13 protein-coding genes and 1 tRNA gene are annotated in these 17,682 nt (G+C 73.4%); 7 read left to right on the forward strand and 7 right to left on the reverse strand.

Features of this window, described 5'->3' with window-relative positions:
• Positions 1–15: 15 nt before the first annotated feature.
• Together KA217_08585 and KA217_08590 are read left to right on the forward strand one after the other, a co-directional pair.
• On the forward strand, positions 16–339 hold the full coding sequence (locus KA217_08585) for a cytochrome c (protein ID MBP7712503.1): 324 nt from the start codon (positions 16–18) through the stop codon (positions 337–339).
• A 150-nt stretch (positions 340–489) separates the two neighbouring features.
• Positions 490–1,878, forward strand: a complete 1,389-nt coding sequence (locus tag KA217_08590; protein MBP7712504.1) for a GGDEF domain-containing protein — start codon at positions 490–492, stop codon at positions 1,876–1,878.
• Between the two features lie 23 nt (positions 1,879–1,901).
• Here KA217_08590 and mog read toward each other — a convergent pair whose 3' ends face one another.
• Entirely contained in the window at positions 1,902–2,474 is a 573-nt protein-coding gene (gene mog, locus KA217_08595) for a molybdopterin adenylyltransferase (GenBank protein MBP7712505.1), read from the reverse strand.
• A gap of 12 nt (positions 2,475–2,486) precedes the next feature.
• On the reverse strand, positions 2,487–5,126 hold the full coding sequence (locus KA217_08600) for a pyruvate, phosphate dikinase (protein ID MBP7712506.1): 2,640 nt from the start codon (positions 5,124–5,126) through the stop codon (positions 2,487–2,489).
• Between the two features lie 278 nt (positions 5,127–5,404).
• On the opposite strand from KA217_08600, the gene gdhA reads away from it, so the two are divergent.
• The gene (gene gdhA, locus KA217_08605; GenBank protein MBP7712507.1) at positions 5,405–6,796 is read left to right on the forward strand and encodes an NADP-specific glutamate dehydrogenase; all 1,392 of its coding nucleotides are present in this window, start codon (positions 5,405–5,407) and stop codon (positions 6,794–6,796) included.
• A 127-nt stretch (positions 6,797–6,923) separates the two neighbouring features.
• Complete coding sequence (locus KA217_08610) at positions 6,924–7,661, forward strand: TVP38/TMEM64 family protein (GenBank protein MBP7712508.1); 738 nt, start codon at positions 6,924–6,926, stop codon at positions 7,659–7,661.
• A 25-nt stretch (positions 7,662–7,686) separates the two neighbouring features.
• On the opposite strand, the gene KA217_08615 is transcribed toward KA217_08610, so the two are convergent.
• The 5 genes from KA217_08615 to KA217_08635 form a co-directional block, all read right to left on the reverse strand.
• Positions 7,687–8,088 (reverse strand): OsmC family protein, encoded by a 402-nt coding sequence (locus KA217_08615; protein ID MBP7712509.1) that lies wholly within the window; start codon positions 8,086–8,088, stop codon positions 7,687–7,689.
• A 73-nt stretch (positions 8,089–8,161) separates the two neighbouring features.
• On the reverse strand, positions 8,162–8,797 hold the full coding sequence (locus tag KA217_08620) for a class I SAM-dependent methyltransferase (protein ID MBP7712510.1): 636 nt from the start codon (positions 8,795–8,797) through the stop codon (positions 8,162–8,164).
• Between the two features lie 39 nt (positions 8,798–8,836).
• Positions 8,837–8,913, reverse strand: a tRNA-Arg gene (locus tag KA217_08625).
• 53 nt (positions 8,914–8,966) lie between these two features.
• Positions 8,967–11,114, reverse strand: a complete 2,148-nt coding sequence (gene uvrD / locus KA217_08630; GenBank protein ID MBP7712511.1) for a DNA helicase II — start codon at positions 11,112–11,114, stop codon at positions 8,967–8,969.
• 14 nt (positions 11,115–11,128) lie between these two features.
• Complete coding sequence (locus tag KA217_08635; protein MBP7712512.1) at positions 11,129–13,564, reverse strand: DUF748 domain-containing protein; 2,436 nt, start codon at positions 13,562–13,564, stop codon at positions 11,129–11,131.
• Between the two features lie 160 nt (positions 13,565–13,724).
• On the opposite strand from KA217_08635, the gene KA217_08640 reads away from it, so the two are divergent.
• From KA217_08640 to KA217_08650, 3 genes are read left to right on the forward strand one after another with little or no spacing between them, the layout of a single operon-like run.
• A complete protein-coding gene (locus KA217_08640) occupies positions 13,725–14,639 on the forward strand; it encodes an AAA family ATPase (GenBank protein MBP7712513.1) in 915 nt (304 codons plus the stop codon).
• On the forward strand, positions 14,640–15,635 hold the full coding sequence (locus KA217_08645) for a DUF58 domain-containing protein (GenBank protein MBP7712514.1): 996 nt from the start codon (positions 14,640–14,642) through the stop codon (positions 15,633–15,635). It begins immediately after the preceding gene.
• Positions 15,632–17,653, forward strand: a complete 2,022-nt coding sequence (locus tag KA217_08650; protein ID MBP7712515.1) for a DUF3488 domain-containing transglutaminase family protein — start codon at positions 15,632–15,634, stop codon at positions 17,651–17,653. The genes KA217_08645 and KA217_08650 overlap by 4 nt, the downstream gene beginning before the upstream one ends.
• Positions 17,654–17,682: the final 29 nt, after the last annotated feature.

The raw sequence follows: 17,682 nt of genomic DNA on the forward strand, positions 1-17,682 counted from the left end.
CACCGGGAGAACGAAATGAAGAAGGTCCTCGTTGCGACACTGGCCTGCGCCCTGATGGGCGCGTGGGGTAGCGCCCTGGCCGCCGGCGACGCGGCGGCGGGCAAGGCGAAGTCGGCCGCGTGCGCCGGCTGCCACGGTCCCGACGGCAACGCGACCGTGCCCATGTACCCGAAGATCGCGGGCCAGAACGTCCAGTACCTGGAGTCCTCGATGAAGGCCTACAAGGCCGGCGAGCGCACCGGTGGCCAGGCGGCCAGCATGAAGCCCATGGTCTCCGGCCTGAACGACCAGGACATCGCGAACCTGGCGGCCTTCTACGCGGGCCAGGCCTGCAAGTAGTCCCCAGGGTCACCGACCGGGGTGGGCGTGCAGCCCGCCCCGGTTTTTTTTTGGGGCGAGCTCCGGACCCGCAGGGGCGCGCGCCTTAAAGTTTTGGGCGCTCGGGTCGAACAAGAGCCGAAGTCACCCTCACAACCGGCCCGACCCAGGATGCTGCGCGCAAGATCCAAGCCCGAGGACCCGGTCGACCACTGGAGGACCCGCTATCTGCACAGCCTCGACGAGCTCGAGCAGAAGGAGCGCGGGTGGTCGGAGGTCGAGCGGCTCCTGCGCCGGGCCCTGGGCCGGATGGCGTTGGCCACCGTCGAGGCCCACCCCGACCTCGCCCCCGAGCTCGAGCGGCTCCGGGAGGCGGGCCGGGAGAACGCGGAGAGTCCGCGCTTCGCGGCCATCGCCAGCGACCTGGCCGACGCCGCCCTGCGCGCGCCTGCGCCCCGCAAGGGCCGGAGCGCCAGCGCCGGGGGCGCGCCCGACGCGGTCCGGGCGGGCGCGGCCGGGGCGGTCACCCCCGAGGACGTCCTCGCAGAGATCCTCCACCGCCTGGAGCCCCGGGACGCGGAGGGCGACACCGTGGCGGGGCTGCTCGACCGTCTGAGCCGACCGGTCCCTCCGGTGGAACTTCCCCCCCTCGTCAAGGCCGTCGCCGACCTGGTGGGCCGCGTGCGCAGGGGCCTCGAAGAGGAGAAGCGGGGCCTCGAGAGCTTTCTCAGCGACGTCAGTGAGCGTCTGGCCGAGCTGGGGGACAACCTGTCCCGGTCCCGCCTCGACCGCCAGGCCTCCCAGGAGGGCCGCGAGACCCTGGGCGAGCAGGTGAAGCACGAGGTCGCCGGGATGCGCATCTCGGTCGAGCGGGCGCGGGACGTGGATGGGCTGAAGGAGGCGGTGCGCTTGGGGCTCGCCGCCGTGGAAACCCACGTGGGCGAGCACCTGCGCGTCGAGGGGCGGCGCCACGCCAAGGCAGACGAGGAGGCCCGGGCGACCTCCGAACGGCTGGTCCGCCTGGTGGCCGAGACCGGCCGGCTGCGTGAGCGCCTGCACCGGGCCCGCGAGCGTGCCGTGCGGGACCCCCTGACGGGCCTGTACAACCGCCTCGCCTACGCGGAGCGCGCCGCCCAGGCGTTCGCCCACTGGCGGCGCTACGGGGACCCTCTCTCGCTGCTGGTCCTGGACGTGGACCACTTCAAGGCGCTGAACGACCGTTACGGGCACGCCGCTGGCGACCGGGCGCTCAAGGCCATCAGCGACGTCCTTGCGGGGACCCTGCGCGAGTCGGACTTCCTCGCCCGCCACGGCGGCGAAGAGTTCGTGGCGCTGCTGCCGAAGACCGGCCGGGACGCGTCCGCAAGCGTCGCCGAGAAGCTGCGCCAGGCGGTCGAGGCGCTGCAGTTCCAGTACCAGGACCAGCGGGTCTTGATCACCGTATCCTGCGGCGCGGCGGAGTTCCGCCCGGGCGACACGCCGGCGTCGGTCTTCGAGCGGGCCGACCGGGCCCTCTACCGCGCCAAGCAGGCGGGCCGCAATCGCGCTGAGGTCGACTGAGCGGGGCCCTGCCGCCCCGGGGCTCAGCCTGCCCCGCTGGCCCCCGGGGAAGGGGAGCGGCGCGCGGACTTCGGGCGGAAGGCCTTCACGAGCTCCTCGCGCGTCTCCACCCACGGCCCCCCGATCAGGTCGATGCAGTAGGGCACCGCGGCGAACACCCCGTCCAGGGTCTCCTGGATGGCCTTCGGCTGCCCCGGCAGGTTCAGGATGAGGCAGGACCCGCGTGTCACCCCCACCTGCCGCGAGAGGATGGCCGTCGGCACGTAGCGGAGGCTGACAGCCCGCATGGCCTCGCCGAAGCCGGGCAGCACTCGGTCGGCGACGGCGAGGGTGGCCTCCGGGGTGACGTCCCGGGGCGCCGGTCCGGTGCCGCCGGTGGTGAGCACCAGGCAGCAGCCCTCCCGGTCCACGAGGTCCTCGAGCGTGCGCTCGATGAGCGGCTGCTCGTCCGGGATGAGCCGCTCGACCCGGCGGATCGGGTTCAGGAGCACCCGGCCGAGCCACTCTGCCAGGGCCGGGATGCCCTGGTCCTGGTACACGCCGCTCGACGCGCGGTCGCTGATGGAGCAGAGCCCGACGGTGACCTCGGCAAGCATCGCGGTTTCCCCCTAATCCCCCCGGCCCGAGCCCTGCGCCGGGCCGGACAGATAGCACAGAACCCGCTGGTCGAGCGAGCTCGCCCAGACCATCAGCCTCGCCCCCCCCGACGAGGGCGGAGCAAGGTCGACGACGCGCACGGCGTGGGACCACTCGGCCGCGTCGGGCACCAGTTCCGCCAGGCGGTTCGGGGACTGCTCGAAGAATTCGAGGCTCCACGCGTTGCCGGGGCGCCCCGGGAAGAGCGCCGTGTAGAGGATGTCCATCTCCACCAGGTCGTTGAAGAAGTGCGTCCCGAGCGAGACGTCGGGCACGAGGTTCTCGCGCATGGCCACGATCTCGCAGAGCACCGAGACCGTGTCGATTTCCGAGAACGAAACCGGCACGCCGAGCATCGGCATGGTGGTGCCCCAGCGCCCCGGCCCGGCCAGCAGGACCCGCCGCGCGGGTGACTCCCTGTCTGCGTGCAGGATGCGCCCGATGAGGCGCGCGACCGCGTAGCGCTCCTGCGTCGGCAGCTGCCCGTACACGGACGGGGTGACGTAGACCACCCGGTCGATGGCGTGCTGGCGGCTCTTCCCGATGACCGCGCCGGACGCCTCCAGCACCACGTCCCCGGGGGCGAGCTCGGCCGGAAGGCTCTCGGCCGCGACCTCCGTGGCCACCTGCAGCGGGCGGCACTGCACGAGGTTGATCTTGTAGTGGTCCCCGTCGAAGAAGTTCGCCGTGAACTCGAGGTCGACCGGGTACCGGTAGGCCTCCTCCAGCGTTTGCAGCATCCGGCGCATGTCGGCCACGAAGGAAGTCTTCGCGAGCAGGTGCTCGAAGGTGAGCAGCTGCGCGGTCGGCGGCGGCAGGCCGTCGCGCGCGGCGCGGCGCACGAGCCCCTGGTCGAGCGAGGCGAAGACGTGCAGCGGCAGGTCGTACCCGCGCGCGACCATGTCGTTGAACTCCACCGCCACCACCTGGCTCGCGTCGAGGTCGATCACGTCGACGCGCCGCTGCGAGAACTGGCGCACCTCCTCCACGTCGCTCTCGGGCCGGCGCTGGGGCGCGTTCAGCGCGACGACCCGCGTGTAGTCGTCGTCGGACCGATCCACCGCGCGCGTCCCGAGCCCGAACACCAGCCGCACCATCCCCGCCCGGGGGTCGATCAGCTTGTTCCAGACGTAGGGGTTCACGGAGAGCCCGACGCCCGCCACCTGCGGGAAGAACAGGTTGCCGTAGCGGCGGCCCGAGACGCGCTGCACGAGCAGCGACATCTGCTCGTCGCGGTCGAGCAGCCCGCGCTGCTCGCGGTAGCGCAGCGCCTTCTCGCTCATGGTGCTCGCGTAGATCGTCTTCACCGCCGCGATGAAATCGTCCAGGCGCTTCTCGTGCGATCCCTGGTTGGCGCAGAACACGCTCTCGTACTTTCCGGCGAAGGCGTTGCCGTAGCTGTCTTCGAGCAGGCTGCTCGAGCGCACGATGATGGGCGACTGGCTGAAGTAGTCGAGCATCTCGGAGAAGTCCGCCACGATCTCGTCGGGGAACCGGCCGGTGATGATCCGCCGGCGCGCCTCGTGCAGGTCGTCGGTGAAATCGCCCTGGCAGCGCTGGCGCTGGCGGTGCAGCCAGCAGCCGTTGTCCACCAGATACGAGTAGAACACGTCCGAGCCGATGTAGAAGGAGTCGTGAGCCTCGAGCAGCGAGCTCCAGCGCGGATCCTGCTTGCGCAGGATGGCGCGCGCGAGCAGCATGCCGACCGACTTGCCGCCGATGAGGCCGGTGCCGATCATCCGCTTCCAGATCCTCAGCACCTCGCCGAGGTCGAGATAGGCCTCCGCGAGCTGCAGGACCCGCTCGTCCTGGGTGAAGGCCATGCGCAACAGGGAGCGGAACAACTGCCCCGGGTCCACCGCAGGCTTCTCCCCGCGCTGCTGCACCTCCCACACCCGCTCAGCCAGCAGGAACGTGCGGTTCCACTTGCCGAGGCGGAAGCGCACGGAGTCGAGCCCCGCCCAGGGCTGCTCGGTCAGGATCTCCGCGATGACGGAGCTGTCCGAGATCGGACGGAAGTCCTCGCCCTCCCACGCGTGCAGCATGTACATGGTCGGCGAGTAGCGGTGCTCCACCTTGCTCGGCTGGATGTAGACCAGGCCTTTGTGCCGGAACACGTCGGTCACGATCTGCGCGGTGTGCGTGATGGGCCCGGTGGCCTGCGCCGAGTGCAGGCCGCGAAGGATCGGGAAGTACGCGAGCGACTCCACGTCGTAGACGTAGGGGCACGTGAGCATGAAGAAGTTTCCGAGCATGCGGTCGCTCGACCAGGTCTCGGCGAGATCGGAGAGGCAGTCGAAGACGAAGAAGGCGCCGCGCCCCGCCTCGCGGATCGCCGCACGCACGCCGGTGATGAAGCGCTCGAACCCGTGGGAGATGTCCAGCTGGCGCACCTCCGCGCAGTCCCCTTCCTCCAGCAGCGGCGGGTGCTCCGCGAAGCGCAGATACACGAGCTTGCGCCCCGCCCTGCGCGCCGCCTGGCAGCAGGCGGGGACCAGGGGCGCGAAGTCGTCGATGTGGTCGACCTGCCAGACCAGGTTGTCGCCAGGCAGCAATCCACGAAATACCCGGTCGAGTGCCGGGATGCCGGTGCTGAAAGGGGATTCGATCATGGTCGGTCTCCGGGTTCCGCCGAGGGCGGGGCCGGCGCGCGACCCCGCGGGGAGTCCGGGCCAGTATAGGTTATTGCGAATGCCCGGCGGCGAGACTATCGTTCGCGTCCGCAGCGGACTACCCCCGCGTGCCGCGGCTGCTGCAATTGTGTGGCACGGCTTTGTCGGGCACGCGGGGACCGTGAGCTTGAACGCGGCGGGGCGGCTGGGGGGATGAGAGGACCGCTCCGCTCGTGGTCGGCGTCAACAACAGTGGGGCTTGGCCCTCGGGAGTGAGCATGTCATCGAGCACGAGTGAAGTTCCGGGCGGCGCCAACGCCGCACGCATCGCCAAGGCGGTCGAGCAGTTCATGGCCGACGTGGTGGCCAGGAATCCCAACGAGCCCGAATTCCATCAGGCGGTGCGCGAGGTCCTCGCCTCGGTGTATTCCGTGGTGGACGCCAACCCGGCGTACCGCGAGGCCCGCATCCTGGAGCGGATGGTGGAGCCCGAGCGGGTGGTGTTGTTCCGCGTGCCATGGATCGACGACCAGGGGCAGATGCAGATCAACCGCGGCTTCCGCATCGAGATGAACAGCGCCATCGGCCCCTACAAGGGCGGCCTGCGCTTCCACCCGACGGTCACGCTCGGCGTGCTCAAGTTCCTCGCCTTCGAGCAGGTCTTCAAGAACAGCCTGACCACGCTCTCCATGGGCGGCGGCAAGGGCGGCTCGGACTTCGACCCCAAGGGCAAGAGCGACAACGAGGTGATGCGCTTCTGCCAGTCCTTCATGACCGAGCTCTTCCGCCACATCGGGCCCGACACCGACGTCCCCGCCGGCGACATCGGCGTCGGTGGCCGTGAGATCGGCTATCTCTTCGGGCAGTACAAGCGCATCGCCAACCGCTTCAACGGCGTGCTGACCGGCAAGGGCCTGCCCTACGGCGGTTCCCTCATTCGGCCCGAGGCAACCGGCTACGGCTCGGTGTACTTCGCTCAGGAGATGCTCGCCACCCGCGGCGACAGCGTGCGCGGCAAGGTGGCCCTGGTCTCAGGCTCCGGCAACGTGGCCCAGTACACGGTCGAGAAGCTGATCGAGTTCGGCGCGAAGCCGATCTCCATGTCCGACTCCTCGGGCTCGATCATCGACGAGGACGGCATCGACGCGGAGAAGCTGGCCTGGGTGATGGAACTGAAGAACGTGCGCCGCGGGCGGATCAAGGAGTACGCCGACCGCTTCCCGCGGGCGCGCTTCCTCGCCGGCGAGCGCCCCTGGGGTGTGAAGTGCGACCTCGCCTTCCCGAGCGCAACGCAGAACGAGATCGACGGCCGCGCGGCGAAGACGCTCGTCGCGAACGGCTGCAAGTGTGTCTCCGAGGGGGCCAACATGCCCACCACCCCGGAGGGCGTGGACGTGTTCCTCGCGGCGAAGATCCTCTACGGGCCGGGCAAGGCTGCGAACGCGGGCGGCGTGTCCGTGTCGGGCCTCGAGATGACGCAGAACGCCGGCGTGGTCCGCTGGCCGCGTGAAGAGGTCGACGCGCGGCTGCAGCAGATCATGAAGTCCATCCACGCCAACTGCGTGCGCTACGGCAAGGACCAGGACGGGTTCGTCGACTACGTGCGTGGCGCGAACATCGCCGGCTTCGTCAAGGTCGCCGACGCGATGCTCGCCCAGGGTTGCGTGTAGCACCGGCACCGAAGAGCGGGGGGTGGAGCCAGGGGGCTCCACCCCGCCGCTGCTGCGGCGGCTGCCACCCCCACCGCTGTCGTCACCGCCACCCCAACCGCCACCCTCACTGCGGTCGCCATCCCGGATGAGCCTGCGCGCACTGCTCCGGGGCCTCTCGCTCATCCTGTCGCTCGCCCTGCTGGGCTGGCTCTCCGAGCACCTGGACCTCGCCGACATGCTCTCCGAGCACTGGGTCGACGACCGGGTGCGGGACAAGGGCTGGGCGGGGGATCTGCTGTTCCTCGGGATGGGCGCGCTCACCACCGCGCTCGGCTTCCCGCGCCAGGTCGTGGCGTTCCTCGGCGGCTACGCCTTCGGCTTCACCCGGGGCTCCGCGCTCGCCCTGCTCGCCACCGCCGCCGGCGCCTGGCTGGCCTTCGGCTACGCCCGCTGGCTCGGGCGCGGCCTGGTCCTGGACCGGTTCCCGAGCCGCATCCGCAAGCTCGACGACTTCCTGCGCGGGCACCCCTTCGCCATGGCGCTGGTCATCCGCCTGCTGCCCGTCGGCAACAACCTGGTCACCAACCTGGTGGCGGGGGTATCCAGCGTCGCCGCCGCCCCCTTCTTCGCCGGGTCCGCGCTGGGGTACGTGCCCCAGACCGCCGCCTTCGCCCTCGCGGGCAGCGGCGTGACCTTCCACCCGGGCGTGCGCATCAGCCTCGCGGTCCTGCTCTTCGTGGGCTCGAGCCTGCTCGGCGTGTGGCTCTACCGGCGCCACCGGCACGGCGCGGCGCTGGAAGAGGAGATCGACGAGGAGCTGGGGGAGGCGCGCGCCGGGTCGGGCCCGGCGCCGCGCGGACCGGTCGGCCCGGGCTCGCGTTGAGCGGGCCGGTCGGCCCGGGGGCGTCCTATTCCGTCACGCTGGTCGTGACGCTGAACTGGGGCGGGTTCTCTAGGTGCTTCTTGACTGCGCACTGGTCGGCCGCGCGGATGAGCGCGTCCCGGTATTTCTCCGGGAAGGACGGTGGGACCTGGATGTCCAGGTAGATCCGGCGCACCAGGCGCGTCGCCGGGTCCATCTCCATGCGCTGCACCAGGCGGATCCCCTCGGCCGGCAGGCCGCGCTGGCGGCAGAAGCCGAGCACGTAGATGCCAGCGCAGGTGCCGATGGAGGCGAGGAAGACCAGGAACGGGGCGGGGGCCGAGTCGTCGCCGCCGCCGGAGCGGGGCTGGTCGGTGTGCACCGTGTACGAGCCGTAGTGGGCGTCCACGCGGGCGCCGCCGGGAAAGTCGATGATGAATTCGCTCATGGTCGGAGTCCTCCCTTTTTCGCGAAATTTTACACCCGCGGCGAGACGGGGTCGAACTGGCCAGATGGGGTGGCTAGATGGGGCGGCAGAGCCAGTAGCCGCCGAACTTCGACACCCGCCTGGCCCGCTCGAGCTCCAGGCCCGCGCCGAGGAGCTCGCGCTCCCGGTCCTCCGCGACGAAGAGCGGGTAGTTCGGTCCCTCCACCCACTCGATCAGGCGCACGAGCAGGCCGCCGTCGCAGCAGTAGTCGAAGACCAGGACGTGCTCGCGCGCGATGCGCGCGGCCTCGGCGAGGACGAAGCGCCGGAACTCCGGCGACAGGCCGTGGAGGAAATAGGCCATGGAGACGACGTCCCGGGACTTCGCCTCCAGGCGGTCCAGGTGCAGCAGGTCGAAGTGGCGGAACTCCACCTCGGGAAACCTGCGCCGGGCGCGCGCGAGGAGCCTCTCGGCGAAGTCGAGGCCCGTGACGGGGTGGCCGCGCGCGGCGAACGCGCCCGCGAGCCCCCCGGTGCCCGTGGCGAGGTCCAGCACGGTGGCGCCGGCGGCAAGGCCCAGCTCGTCCAGGGCGTCGCGGTACTCCGGCTCCAGGCGCCGCTCCACGACCGGGTAGAGGAAGGACGACCCGTTGAAGAAGCGCAGGGCGCGCCGCCGCTCCTGCAGATAGCGGTCGCCCGCGGCGTCCGTCTTCGACTCGCTCACGCTCACCCCCCCAGGGACGCCTTCAGCCCGGCAGGGAAGTCGGTATGGCGCGCCCGGCGAGATTCGAACTCACGACCTTTGGCTCCGGAGGCCAACGCTCTATCCAGCTGAGCTACGGGCGCGACGCGAGGCGGGCAAGGATAGCGTGGGCGGCGCGCGACGTCCATGGCGGCGCTCACACCGGCTCGAGACGGGCGTAGGCGACGACCAGCCACTTGGTCCCGGTGCGGCCGAAGTTGACCTGGACACGGGCCTGGCTGCCGGAGCCCTCCAGATCCAGCACCGTGCCCTCCCCGAACTGGGGGTGGCGCACCTGCTGGCCGAGGCGGAAGGGGCCCGAGGGCTCCGCCCGGCGCGGGAACGGCGCGGGGCGCGAAACGGTGCCCCCGAGACGGACCTCCCGCACGAGGTCCGGCGGCAGCTCGCGCAGGAAGCGGGACGGGATGCCGGGGTGGTCGGTGCCGTGCAGGCGCCGGGATTCCGCCATCGTGAGATAGAGCTTCTCCCGCGCCCGCGTGATCCCCACATAACAGAGCCGGCGCTCCTCCTCCAGCCGGGCGGGGTCGTCGCGGCTGTGCTGGTGCGGGAAGAGCCCGTCCTCGAGCCCGCACAGGAAGACGACCGGGAACTCGAGCCCCTTGGCCGCGTGCAGCGTCATCAGGTGCACGCCCTCCTCGCCCGCCTCCGCGCGCTGCTCCCCGGACTCGAGGGCCACGTGGGCAAGGTAGGCGGCGAGAGGGTCCATGTCCCCCGCCTCGCCCCCGTCGAACTCGCGCGCCGCGGTCACGAGCTCCTCCAGGTTCTCGATGCGGGAGACCCCGCGCTCGCCGGTGTCGGCGCGGAAGTGGTCGACGAGGCCGCTGGCGGCGACGACGTGCTCCATCTGCTCGTGGAGCCCGAGGCCGCGCGTCGCCTCGGCGAGGGCGTCGACGAGGCGCAGGAACCCCGCCACGGCGTTGAGCGCCCGCGGCGGCAGGGCCCGCTCCCGCACGGTCCGGAGCGCGGCCTGCCAGAGGGGGATCCCCCCGGCCCGGGCCTGCTCCCGGATGAGCTCCACGCTGCGCTCGCCGATCCCGCGCGGAGGCTGGTTGATGACCCGCTCCAGGGCGGCGTCGTCGTCGCGGTTCGCCACCAGCCGCAGGTAGGCGAGCGCGTCCTTCACCTCGGCCCGCTCGTAGAAGCGCTGCCCCCCGTAGACCCGGTAGGGGATGCCCCGGGCGACGAGCGTCTCCTCGAGCACGCGCGACTGGGCGCTCACCCGGTAGAGCAGCGCGGCGTCGCCCCAGCGCCCGCCGCCGTCGACCCAGCGCTGGATCTCACCCACCACGAAGCGGGCCTCGTCCACCTCGTTGAACGCCCGGTAGAGCTGCAGGGGCTCGCCCTCGCGCCCGGCCGTCCACAGCGTCTTCCCCAGCCGGCCCTGGTTGCGGGCGATGAGGGCGTTGGCCGCCTTCAGGATGGTCCCGGTGGAGCGGTAGTTCTGCTCCAGGCGCACGATGCGGGCGTCGGCGTAGTCCTGGGTGAAGCGCTGGATGTTCTCGATGCGCGCCCCGCGCCAGCCATAGATCGACTGGTCGTCGTCGCCCACCATGAAGAGGTGCCCCGCCTCCCCCGCGAGCAGCCGGAGCCAGGCGTACTGCAGCGGGTTGGTGTCCTGGAACTCGTCCACCAGCACGTGGCGGAAGCGCTGGCGGTAGTGCGCGAGCAGGGCCTCGTTGCCCCGCAGCAGCTCGTGGCTCGCGAGCAGGAGCTCGGCGAAGTCCACCAGCCCCGAGCGCCGGCAGGCGGCCTCGTAGGCCTCGAAGACCCGCTGCATCTGGGCCGACCAGGGGTCTCCCCGGTCACCCTGGTGCCCGGGGCGCAGGCCCTCGTCCTTGCGCGAGTTGATGAACCACTGGGCCTGCTTCGGCGCGTAGCGGGCCTCGTCCAGGCCAAGCTCGCGGAGGATCCGGCGCACGACCCGCAGCTGATCGTCGGAGTCCAGGATCTGGAAGCCCTCGGGCAGCCCGGCCTCGCGCCAGTGCGTGCGCAGCATCCGGTGCGCCAGACCGTGGAAGGTCCCCACCCACATCCCCCGGACGGGCACCCCGAGCAGCTGCTCGATCCGCCCGCGCATCTCCCCGGCCGCCTTGTTGGTGAAGGTCACCGCGAGCACGCCCCAGGGGGTCACCCGGCCCGTGTCCACCAGCCAGGCAACCCGGTGCGTGAGGACGCGGGTCTTGCCGCTGCCGGCGCCCGCGAGCACCAGCACGTGCTGCCCGTCCACGGTCACCGCCACGCGTTGGGCTTCGTTCAGGGAGTCGAGCGGGGAATGTCCTTCCATGGATGGGGTCCTCTTCAGGGCGCTGAGCGCAGGGTCAGGCCGACGCCGGGCGGGCCGAGGGCCTGGTCGCCGGCGGGCACGTCGGCGCAGGTCCCCAGCTGGGTGGCCGGCAGGCGGCCGGCGCGCTGCAAACGTTCACGGACTACCTCGGCCTCGGGACCGGGGCCGCAGACCTCCAGGTGGGCCCCCGGATGCGCCCGCAGGAGGGCCGCCAGGGACTCCAGACGGGCCGCGCCGGCGCCCTCGGGCTCCCCCCCGGCGTCGAGCTCCACCCGGGCGAGGGGCACCGCCCCCTCCCGGAGCAGCTGGACCGCCTGGGCCCGGCTGAGGCCCGCCGCGCGGTAGGCCGACTCGACCGAGGCCGCGAGGGCGTCCGAGAGGGCCCGCTCCAGGCGCGCGCCACCGCCGAATGTCAGGTCCGCCGCTGCGCGCCCCTGACCGTCCGCGAGCAGGAGTAGCCCCCGCGCGAGCCAGCGGGTGCCGGCTCCACTGCCCCGCGCCGGGACGACCTCGGCGCCCGACAGGCCCAGGCGCACGCGCCCACCCCAGCCGGCGGAGGAGGCGCGGGCGTCGACCTCGGCGGAGACCGACCCCGCGGAGAGGTCCCATCCGAGCGCCTCCCGCAGATAGGGCGAGAGGACCGCGAGCGGTACCCCGGAGAGGGTCGCCCGCAGGCTGGCCGCAGCGCCCCCCCCTGCCGTGCCGAGCTCGCCCGAGACCTCCGTCCGCGCCTCGGCGAGGCTCGCCCGGGCGGAGAAACGCCCCGGGCGAGTGCGGTCGCGCGCGCCGAGCCGGCCCTCCACGTCCGTCAGCGCGATGCGCACCGGCGGGTCGGTCGTGAGGTCGGTCCAGGAGACGCGGGCGCCGGGAGCCACCAGGACACCGTCCACCGTCGGAGCCTCGCCCGCGGCCAGCGGGAGCGCCGGCCAGCGCCAGCGCCCGCCTTCGTCCCGGACCCCGGCGAGGGCGAGGCCGCGCAGCTGGACCTCTGCGAGGTGCGTACCCTCGCCCCCGCCGACCCGCACCCCTTGCAGGACGGCCCCGGCGAGCTCGAGCCCCCCGTCGGGCTGGGGCCCGGGGGCGACGAGGCCCGTGACCATCACCATCCCGGCGCGACTCCAGGAGGGGGTGAAGACCACCTCCGTCGCCTCCACGGACTGCGCCGTGGCCGGGCGGGCGTCGTCCGGGCCCGGCACCGTCACCGGCCCTGCGGTCAGCTCGCCGAGGCTGATCCCTTCCTCGCCGAGCGACAGGCCCTGAACCCGCACCGCCTCGCCCCGAGCCGCGGGCAGGTCGACCCGAGCCGCCCGCAGCTGGCCCAGGGAGGGCTCCCGGCCCGGGCCCCGCCAGAGCCCCCAGAACGCCGCCTGCCGCGCCCGCGCACCCGCCCACGGCCCCTCGCGGACCGCGGCGTGCTCCACCTCCCCGTCGCCGTCCAGGGTCCACTCCCCAAGCTCACCGGCAGACATCTCCCAGCCGGTCCGACCCTCGAAGAGGAGCCCCTCCGCCTCGAAGCTGCCGGCGGAGGTGGACAGGGCGCCCCGGTCCAGCGAGAGCCGCCCCACGACCCGCGCACCGGTCACCCCCGCGCCCCCCCGCGCCAGGCGGACCGTGCCCTCCCAACGCCCGGTGGCGTCCGCGACCCGCGACCCGGCGAGGTCCGCGGCGACCTGCACGAAGTCCAGCGCGCCCTCCAGGGTCACCGGCTCGCGCGCGGACGACCAACCGGCCTTCAGGTCTCCCCCGACGCGGCCCTCCCGCGCGCCCGGGAGAACGGGCGACAGGAGTCCCGCGAGCGCCTCGAGGTCGACCCGTTCCAGCCGGAGCCGCAACTCGCCCCCCGCCGCGCCGGGCCCCGTCAGGGAGCCCTCGACGCGGACCTCGCCGCCCGCGGTGCGGGCGGTCGCCTCGAGCAGCCGGTTCCCCGCAGGCGCCGGGGCGAGGCTGAGGAAGTCCAGATCGAGGTCCGGGACGGCGCTGTCCGGGAAGGTGAGCCCCACGTCCCGGAGCTCGAGCGCGGCCGGCACGGGCAGGGCAAGGCCCGCGGGGAGGACCGGGCGCAGGCCGAAGAGCTGCCACGACCCGGAGCGCTGCTCCTGCGGGACCGGCACGAGGGTGAAGCGTGCCCCTTCGACTGCGAGGGCCGAGAGCTCGAGGCGGGCCGCGAGCAGGGCGCGCGCGTCGAGGGCGACGCGCACGTCCCGGGCCTGCAGGGCCTGCCCGGCGGCGCCGACCCGCAGCCCCTGCAGGCGCAGCTCCGGCCCGGGCAGGGCGTAGCTCGCCCGCTCGATGGCCACGTCGAAGCCGTAGCGGGCCGCGACCCAGGGCACGACGTGGGGGATGAGCGCCGGCAGGGCCAGGACCAGCGAGAGGACGGCCACGGTGGTCCAGAACAGCGCGCCCAGGACGCGCCGCCCGACCTCCAGGGACCTCCTGCGCCGCCTCCTCACCTCAGCACCCCCGCTCCAAGCCCGCTCCGCCCAAGGATACCAGCAGTCGGAAGGGGGGCCGCGCCGCCGGGGGCCGGCGAGCTAAACTTTCTGCCCGGCGCCGCGACTAACCGGATGGATGCCGCCGATCACCGGGCCTGCCCCTCCCACTGTGGCCGTCATGCGAGAGCTCCTCGAGCCCGTCGTCACCCAGGTCTCCCGGACCATTCTGGGCAAGGGGGAGGTGATCCGCCTCGCGCTCGCCTGCCTCATCGCCCGGGGGCACCTGCTCATCGAAGACGTGCCGGGCGTGGGCAAGACCACCCTGGCCCACGCGCTCGCCCGGTCGCTCGGGCTGTCCTTCCACCGCGTCCAGTTCACCAGCGACCTCCTGCCGGCCGACGTGCTGGGGGTGTCGGTGTACGACCGGCAGACCGGGCGCTTCGAGTTCCACCCGGGGCCGATCTTCGCCCAGCTGGTCCTCGCCGACGAGGTCAACCGGGCGACCCCGAAGGCCCAGAGCGCGCTCCTCGAGGCGATGGAGGAACACCAGGTCACGCTGGAGGGCACCACGCGCCCGCTGCCGGAGCCGTTCTTCGTCATCGCCACCCAGAACCCCTCCCACCAAGTCGGCACCTTCCCGCTGCCCGAGTCGCAACTGGACCGCTTCCTCATGTGCCTGCAGCTGGGCTACCCCGACCCCGCCGCCGAGCGCGAGCTGTTCCGGGGGCAGGACCGCCGGGAGCTCCTCGAGGGAATGTCCCCCTGCCTGGGGGTCGAGGACCTTGTCGCGGTACAGCGGGCGGTCCCCCGGGTGCACACCTCGGAGGCGCTGCTCGACTACCTGCAGGCGCTCGTGCGCTTCAGCCGGGAGTCACCGGAGCTACGCTCGGGCCTCTCCCCCCGGGCGGGACTGGCGGTGCTGCGCGCCGCCCAGGCCTGGGCGCTCATGGCGGGCCGGAACCACGTGCTGCCGGACGACGTCCAGGCGGTGCTGCCCGGGGTCGTGGGCCACCGCCTGCGGCTCGTGGACGACTCCGGCGGGTCCTCCCGTGAGGGGCCGGCCCGGCTCCTCGCCGGGGTGCCGGTGCCCTGAATGGCCGAGCGCCCCTGGCGCGTGCTGCTGCGGGACTTCTTCGGGGTCGGCCGGGCGACGCCGCCGGCGGGGGCGTACACGGTCGACCGGCGCCGGGTCTTCGTGCTGCCCACGGCCCAGGGCTTCGCCTTCGGGGCCACCGCCGGGGCCATCCTGATCGGCGCCATCAACTACGCGAACAGCCTCGCCTACCTGGTGGCCTTCCTGCTCGCGGGACTCGGCCTGGTCTCCGCGCTGCACGCCCACCGCAACCTTCTCGGGCTCACCCTGCGCCCCGCGCGCGTGGAGCCGGTCTTCGCCGGGGGTGAGGCCCTCTTCCGGGTCTGCCTCGAGGCCCCCGGCCTCCGCCCGGCGGTGACCGTAGCCTGGCGCCGGGCGGACGCGGGGACCCGCCGCGGTCGCTGGCACGAGGTGGGCGCCCCCCTGCCCGGGGCGGGGAGCGTGTGCGTCGAGCTGCCCGTGCCCGCGCCCCGGCGCGGGCGCCTCGCCCTGGGACGCCTGCGGGTCGGCACGCGTTACCCCCTCGGCCTCGTGCGCGCCTGGTCGCCGCTCGAGCTCGAGACAGGCTGCCTCGTCTACCCCCGCCCGGCCGGGAGCCTGCCCCTGCCGGCGCCGTCGAGCCCCGATCCGGCGCCCGCGCCCGGCGCCCGGGGCCCCGCCGAGCAGGACTTCGCGGGCCTGCGGGACTACGTGCGCGGGGATTCGAGCCGGCGGATCCACTGGAAGGCCGCCGCGCGGGGGCGCGATCTGCCGGTAAAGCTATTTGCCGGGGACGCGGGCCAGGAGGTGACGCTGCGCTTGGCGGAGGCGGGCGCGGGCGGCACCGAGGAGCGTCTCTCGCAGCTCGCCCGCTGGGTGCTGGAGGCCGAGCGGGCGGGGGTGCGGTACGCCCTCGAGCTCCCGGGGACCTCGCTCGCCTCGGGGCTCGGCGAGGGCCACGCCGAACGCTGCCTCGCCGCGCTCGCGCTCTACGGCGCCCGGCCGGGGACACCGTGAGCGCGCCGCCCGGGGTCTCCACCCCCCAGGTCCTCTGGCTCGCGGGGGCGCTCGCGATGGTGGTGCTGCCGCACGCCGGGCGCGTCCCGCTCTGGGCCACGGCGCTGTTCCTCGCCCTCGCGCTGTGGCGCCTGGCGGAGCTCGCGGGGCGCGCAGCGCCGCCGGGGCGCGCGCTGCGGCTCGCGCTCGCGCTGGCCGTGGCCGTCGGCGTGTACGCGAGCTACGGCCAGGTCTTCGGGCGCAACCCCGGGGTGGCCCTGCTGGTCGCCTTCAGCGGGCTGAAGCTGGTGGAGACCCACACCCGTCGGGACGCCTTCGTGGGGGTCCTGCTCGGGTACTTCCTCGTGGTCACCAACCTGCTCTACACCCAGTCGATTCCGACCGGCCTCTATCTCACGGCCGCCCTCACCCTGCTCACGGCCACGCTCGCCGCCCTGGCCTTGCCCCCCGGCACGGCCTGGCCCGTCCGCCGCCAACTGGGGCTGGCCGGCTCCCTGCTCCTGCAGGCGAGCCCCGTGGCGGTAGCCCTCTTCGTGCTCTTCCCCCGCCTGCCCGGCCCCCTGTGGGCGCTGCCCTCCGACGCCCACTCCGCCCGCAGCGGCCTCGACGACACCATGAGCCCGGGGCTCATCAGCCGGCTCGGGCTGTCCGACGAAGTCGCCTTCCGGGTGCGCTTCTCCGGCGCGCAGCCCCCCCGGGGCGAGCTCTACTGGCGCGGCCCGGTGCTCTGGACGACCGACGGCCGGAGCTGGAGCGCGGGAGACGGGGGGCAGGAGTCGGCCCCCCAGGTCCTCGCCGAGGGCCCTGCGACGGGCTACCAGGTGACGCTCGAGCCCCACGGCCGGCGCTGGCTCTACGCCCTCGACGCACCCGTCGAGCCACCACCCGGGACACAGGTCCGCGGCGACCTGCAGCTCCTCGCGGCCGCTCCCGTGCGCCAGCGCATGCGCTACGAGGCCACCTCGGCCACCCGCTACCGGCTACCCACGCTCAGCGAACGCCAGCGCCGGCTCGCCCTGGAGCTGCCCCCCGGGGCCCACCCGGACGCCGTCGCGCTCGCGCAGGGGTGGCAGGCCGGGGACGCGGACCCCGAGGCCCGCGTGAGGAAGGCGCTCCTCCTGTTCCGCGAGCAGCCATTCGTCTATTCGTTGAACCCCCCGCTGTTGCTGGGCGACCCGGTGGACGAGTTCCTCTTCGGGTCGCGCAAGGGCTTCTGCGAGCACTACGCCGGCGCCTTCACCGTGCTGATGCGCGCGGCGGGCGTGCCCGCGCGGGTCGTCACCGGCTACCAGGGGGGCGAGGTCAACCCGCTGGACGGCTATCTCGTGGTACGCCAGCGCGACGCCCACGCCTGGGCCGAGGTGTGGCTGGAGGAACGGGGCTGGGTGCGCGTCGACCCCACCGGGGCGGTGTCCCCGGCGCGCGTGGAGCGAGGGTTCGACGCCGCGCTGCCCGAGGCCGTCGCGCCCTTCGCGGGGCTGCTCCTCGATGAGGACTCCGGGGTCTATCGCCTGCTGCACGGGATGCGCCACGGCTGGGACGCCGCCAACAATTGGTGGAACCAGTGGGTGCTCGGCTACGAGCAGCGCCGGCAGCGCGAGCTGCTCGGGCGCGTGGGCATCGACCCCGGCGACTGGCGCCGGCTCGGTACCGCCCTGGCCCTGCTCACCGGCGTCCCGCTGCTCGTGGTCTCCCTGCTCCTGCACCTGCGGCGCGGGCGGCGGCTCGACCCGGCGCGCCGGGCCTACGACCGGTTCTGCCGGGTCCTCGCGCGCCGGGGTGTCGCGCGGGCCCCAGCCGAAGCCCCCCTCGCCTTCGCGCGGCGCGCCAGCCGGTCCCTGCCCGCCGAGGCGGGGGCCATCGAGTCGGTCACGGGCGCCTATGTCGCCGTGCGCTACGCCCCTTCGGGCGGGGACCTGGAGCGCCTGCGCCTCCTGGTGCGCACCTTCGCCCCGGCCGGCCGCTGGCCCTGGAGGCGTTCCCGGGAGAGGCGCGCGGGCGGATCGCGATTCGACTAGACTCCCGGTCGGAACCGGGCGCGAGCGCG

It is taken from the genome of Gammaproteobacteria bacterium, assembly GCA_017999615.1.
In the GTDB taxonomy this organism is placed as follows: Bacteria; Pseudomonadota; Gammaproteobacteria; order JAABTG01; family JAABTG01; genus JAGNLM01.